General features: G+C 72.6%; 3 protein-coding genes and 2 pseudogenes. 1 reads left to right on the top strand and 4 read right to left on the bottom strand.

What is annotated here, in order from left to right; translation table 11 throughout:
* A partial coding sequence (locus AC08ON_RS01080) for a WD40 repeat domain-containing protein (protein ID WP_476616302.1) occupies window positions 1-603 on the bottom strand: 603 nt, incomplete at its 3' end.
* Between the two features lie 529 nt (window positions 604-1,132).
* Window positions 1,133-1,789 (bottom strand): annotated as a pseudogene (locus AC08ON_RS01075) (serine/threonine-protein kinase); the annotation flags it as partial.
* Between the two features lie 295 nt (window positions 1,790-2,084).
* Here AC08ON_RS01075 and AC08ON_RS01070 point away from each other — a divergent pair.
* Window positions 2,085-2,903 (top strand): class I SAM-dependent methyltransferase, encoded by an 819-nt coding sequence (locus tag AC08ON_RS01070; protein WP_476606057.1) that lies wholly within the window; start codon window positions 2,085-2,087, stop codon window positions 2,901-2,903.
* Between the two features lie 106 nt (window positions 2,904-3,009).
* Here AC08ON_RS01070 and AC08ON_RS01065 read toward each other — a convergent pair whose 3' ends face one another.
* Both AC08ON_RS01065 and AC08ON_RS01060 read right to left on the bottom strand, forming a co-directional pair.
* Window positions 3,010-4,077 (bottom strand): hemolysin family protein, encoded by a 1,068-nt coding sequence (locus tag AC08ON_RS01065; RefSeq protein WP_476606058.1) that lies wholly within the window; start codon window positions 4,075-4,077, stop codon window positions 3,010-3,012.
* Window positions 4,074-4,317 (bottom strand): annotated as a pseudogene (locus tag AC08ON_RS01060) (hypothetical protein); the annotation flags it as partial. The pseudogene AC08ON_RS01060 and the gene AC08ON_RS01065, both read right to left, overlap by 4 nt.

Raw genomic sequence — 4,317 nt, 5'->3', positions numbered from 1 at the left:
GGGCCGCGCCGGGTTGGCGACGTCCCACAGCCCCACCGACCAGTCCTCGCCGGCGGTGACGAGCAGATGCGCGCTGCTCGACAACGCGAGCCGATGGACCGGCGTGGCCTGGGGGTCGAGCGTGCTGAGCGGTCGGGGGCGCGCCGGATCGGCGATGTCCCAGAGCCGGCCGGCGTCGGTCTCCCCACCCGTTGCGAGTCGGGTGCCCGAGCGGTCGAACACGACGCCGTGCGCATGGTCGTTCGCGGAGCCCCCGGTGGTGGCGGTGGGCCGGCCGGCAGCGTCGACCTTCCAGAGGTGGAGGCTGCCGGTGTCGTCGGTGCCGGCGAGGGTCGTGCCGTCCGGGCTGAGCGCGATGTCGGAGAAGGCTGCGGGGCCGGCGGGGATCCGCGTGGCGGTGGACTGGGCGAAGGACGCGAGGACGGCCGCGCGCGCGGCCTCCGTCGGGGCGATCCGGTAGGCCGCGAGGCTCAGCCGACCGGCCAGGTCCGGTTGCCGGGCCCGCTGGGCCGCCGCGTCCGCGGCCAGGCGCGACGAGATGGACGCGCGGTCGGCCGCCGACACCGGCGACGGGCCACCGCCGCGCGGCACGATGATCAGCACCGTCGCGGCGGTGATCGCGATGGCGAGTCCGGCGACGAGCAGCGCCGTCCGAGACCACCGCAGCCTGGATGGGGCTGGTGGTGATGGGGCCGGTGATGGGCTGGGTGCCGGTGGGTGTGGGGTTCCTGCTGGATGCGGGGGTACCGACCCGGGCTGTCCACGCGGCGGCGGGGTCCGGGCCGGTATCGGCGGCGAGGTCCGGGCTGGAATCGGCGGCGGCGAGGCGACAGGCGGCGGGGACAGCTGGGTGACGGGCATGTCCGCCACGTTCGCGGCGGTACCGGCGGTGCTGCCCGTGCCGCGGGGCGGCGGCTCCGACCTGGGCGCCGACCCCGCGGCGCCTGACGGCCGGCGCCGGGCCCAGCGGCGGGCACGTCCGGTGGGCCGGGCGGTGCCGGGCGGTGCCGGGCGGTCCGGACGGTATGGTGCCGGGCTCCGGGCGCGCGGGGAGGGTACCCCCGCCGATCAGCGCCGTCCGCAGCTCCTCCGCGCTCGGCCGGGCCGCCGGGTCCTTCGCCATCGCGATCTCGACGAGGTTGCGCAGCTCGCCGCCAACTCCGTCGAGCCGCGGCGGCTCGTTGACGATGCGGTAGAGAATGGCGTCGATGCGACCGGTGCCGAACGGCGCGTGCCCGGTGGCGGCGAAGATTATGACGGCGCCCCAGGCGAAGATGTCGACCGCCGAGGTGATCGGTGCGTCGAGGATCTGCTCCGGGGACATGTAACCGGGCGTACCGATGGCGTGCCGGACGTTGTGGCTCAGGTCGGTGTCCGCGTTGAACTCGCGGGCCAGGCCGAAGTCGATCACCTTGGGGCCGACCGGGGACAGCAGGACGTTGCCGGGGGTGAGGTCGCGGTGCACGATCCCGGCCGCGTGGATGGCGCTCAGGGCGGTCGTCACGCTGACCGCGAGCTGTTCGAGATCGGCGGGCCGCAGCGGCCCCCGTACGGAGACGCGCCTCGACAGCGTCGGACCCTCGACGAACTCGGTCACGAGATAGGGCTGGGGCCTGTACGGATCCGCGTCCAGTACGGCGGCCGTGGTGAACCGGCGGACCCGACGAGCACTCTCGGCCTCGCGGGCAAACCGGGCGCGGAATTCGGGCCGTTGCGCGAGCTCCGGCCTGATCATCTTGATCGCGACGGCGCTTCCGTCGGGTGCCCGGCCGAGGAAGACGGTGCCCATGCCGCCCTGCCCGAGCCGGCCGATCACCTGGTAGACCCCGAGCCGCCGCGGATCGGTCAGCTGAAGCGGGCGCACGGCGTCGCCGGGCAGCGGAGGTGGCGTCGTCCCCGTCACCGTGCCCCGCTCCCAAGGTGCGCCGAGACTGGCGACCCTCTCAGATATGGCGGATGCCTGGACGGGCGCGGGCGCACAGGCCGAGTATCGCAGTAAGGGATGGAAGATCGCAGTATGGACAGAACCAGTATGGATGGAACATAGCGCAATACCGGCAAAGATGCATGATCTGGGAGGTCCTGTGCTCCGCCGTGCGGCGAAGTTCGACGTGACACCGACCCCGACCTCGCGGTCCCTGCTCGCCCCGGTCTCCGAGGAGCCACGGCGGTTGCTGCTCGACCGGGCGCTTGACGAGTTCGTCGCCGATCTCAGCGCGCTGGACGAGACGGCCGGCACGATGGTGGCCGGGGCGCCTCGTCCGACGATCGACACAGCCATCGACGCGGCGGTCCCCGCGGTGGTCGACGGCACACTGCTCGTCTCCGGCCAGGAGGTGATGCAGACCTGGGAGGCGCCGTTGATGCGGGCGCTGGCCGCCGAGGTGACCCGGCCGGGCGGTACCGTCCTCGAGGTCGGGTTCGGCCTGGGCCTGTCCGCCGGGTTCGTCCAGGAGATCGGTCCGGCCCGGCACACGATCATCGAGGCGAACCCGGCCACGGTGCGCGTCGCCGAGCAGTGGGCCCGCCCCGCGGGGCGCCGCGGGGTGGAGATCGTCACCGGGCGTTGGCAGGAGGCCATGCCCGGCCTCGGCCGGTTCGACGGCATCCTCTTTGACACCTACCCCCTTGACGAGACCGAGGTCGATGAGTACTTCGTGCGCAGTTCCACCTTCGCCGAGCACTTCTTCGCGCACGCCGCCGACCACCTGGCCGACGGCGGTTCGTTCACCTACTACTCGAACGAGATCGACTCGGTGTCCCGGCGGCATCAGCGGGCCCTGCTCCGCTACTTCCGCACCTTCAGCGTGCGCGTCGTCGACGGCCTGCAGCCGCCGGCGGACTGCAGCTACTGGTGGGCGCCGTTGATGGCGGTCATCGTCGCCCGGGACCCCCGCCGCTGATCCCCACCTTGCCTATCCAGAGGGATAAATCAGGCACAAAAGCCTCTGGATAGGCCTGGATAGGCAAGGTAGCCGGGGAGATACGGGAGATACGGGACCGGACGGTTCAGGCGGGCTGGTGGGTGGGGACCACGGCCGTGCGAACGGCGTCGTCGCGGATCTCCCCGACCAGCTCCTCCAGGATGTCCTCCAGCGCGACGAGCCCGAGGACCGTACCGTCGGCGTCGGTGACCCTGGCCAGATGCGCGCCGGAGTGCTGCATTGTCGCCAGTGCCGTCCGCAGGTTGTCGTCGGCGCCGACCCGGGCCAGCGGCCGGATCCACTTGGCCGCGACCGAGCTGGACCGCCGCTCCGGCCGGGTCTCCAGCACGTCCTTGAGGTGCAGGTAGCCGATCAGCCCGCCCTCGGGGTCCCGCACCGGGAAGCGGGTGAATCCGGTGCGCGCGGCGAGCTGTTCGACCTGCCGGGGAGTGACCGCCGGGGACACGGTGACCAGCCCGTCCGGCGGGAGCAGGACGGCACGCGCGGTGCGTTCCTCGAACGACAGCGCCCCGGTCAGCAGGTCGTGCTCGTCCTCGGCGAGCAGACCCTCCCGATGCGACTCCTCGATGAGCCCGGCGACCTCGTCGCGGGTGAAGACGCTAGCGATCTCGTCCTTCGGTTCGACGCCGACGAGTCGCAACGACACGGCCGCGATCGTGTTGAGCAGCGCGATGACCGGTTTGCCGCCTCGGACGACTCCGACCAGGAGCGGGGCGAGCAGCAAGACCGTACGCTCCGGCATCGCCAGCGCGATGTTCTTCGGGACCATCTCGCCGACGACCACGTGCAGGAAGGTCACCAGGCCCAGCGCGATGGCGAAGGCCACCGGGTGCAGCAGGGCGGAGGGCATCCCGGCCGCCTCGAACGGCCCGCGGAGCAGATGCGCGACCGCCGGTTCCCCGAGAGCGCCGAGGCCCAGGGTGCAGACGGTGACGCCAAGCTGCGCCCCGGCGAGCATCAACGAGACGTTCTCCATCGCCCCAAGGGTGATCTTTGCCAGCCGCGAGCCCGCCTCGTCCATCGGCTCCAAGTTCGACCGCCGGGCCGAGATCAGCGCGAACTCGGCCCCGACGAACAGCGCGTTCAGCGCCAGCAGGACGACGGTGGCGACGATCGCCAGCAGGTCGGTCATCCCCACCCCGCCCTTTCGGCCGAGGCGGTCTCGGCCTCCTCGGCCTCCTCTGCCGGGCCTGCCGGGCCTGCCGGGCCTGCGCCAGGTCGGCGATCCGCGGGGTCCGCGACCGGTGGATCCGCATCCGTCTCCGGCGTGGCGTCCGTCGGTGCGATCGGGCCCAGACGGATCCGGTCGACCCGCCGGCCGTCCATCCGCTCGACGGTGTACCGCACGCCCTCCACGGCCGCCGTGTCGCCC

The sequence above is a fragment of the Frankia sp. CoWAU3 genome (assembly GCF_977971855.1).
Note: the sequence above shows the minus strand (reverse complement) of the source record. Positions and strands in the feature narration are given on the sequence as shown.

What these genes read in the sequence shown, in the direction of transcription:
- AC08ON_RS01065 (WP_476606058.1), bottom strand. Translation starts at nt 4,077, where the DNA reads ATGACCGACCTGCTGGCGATCGTCGCCACCGTCGTCCTGCTGGCGCTG.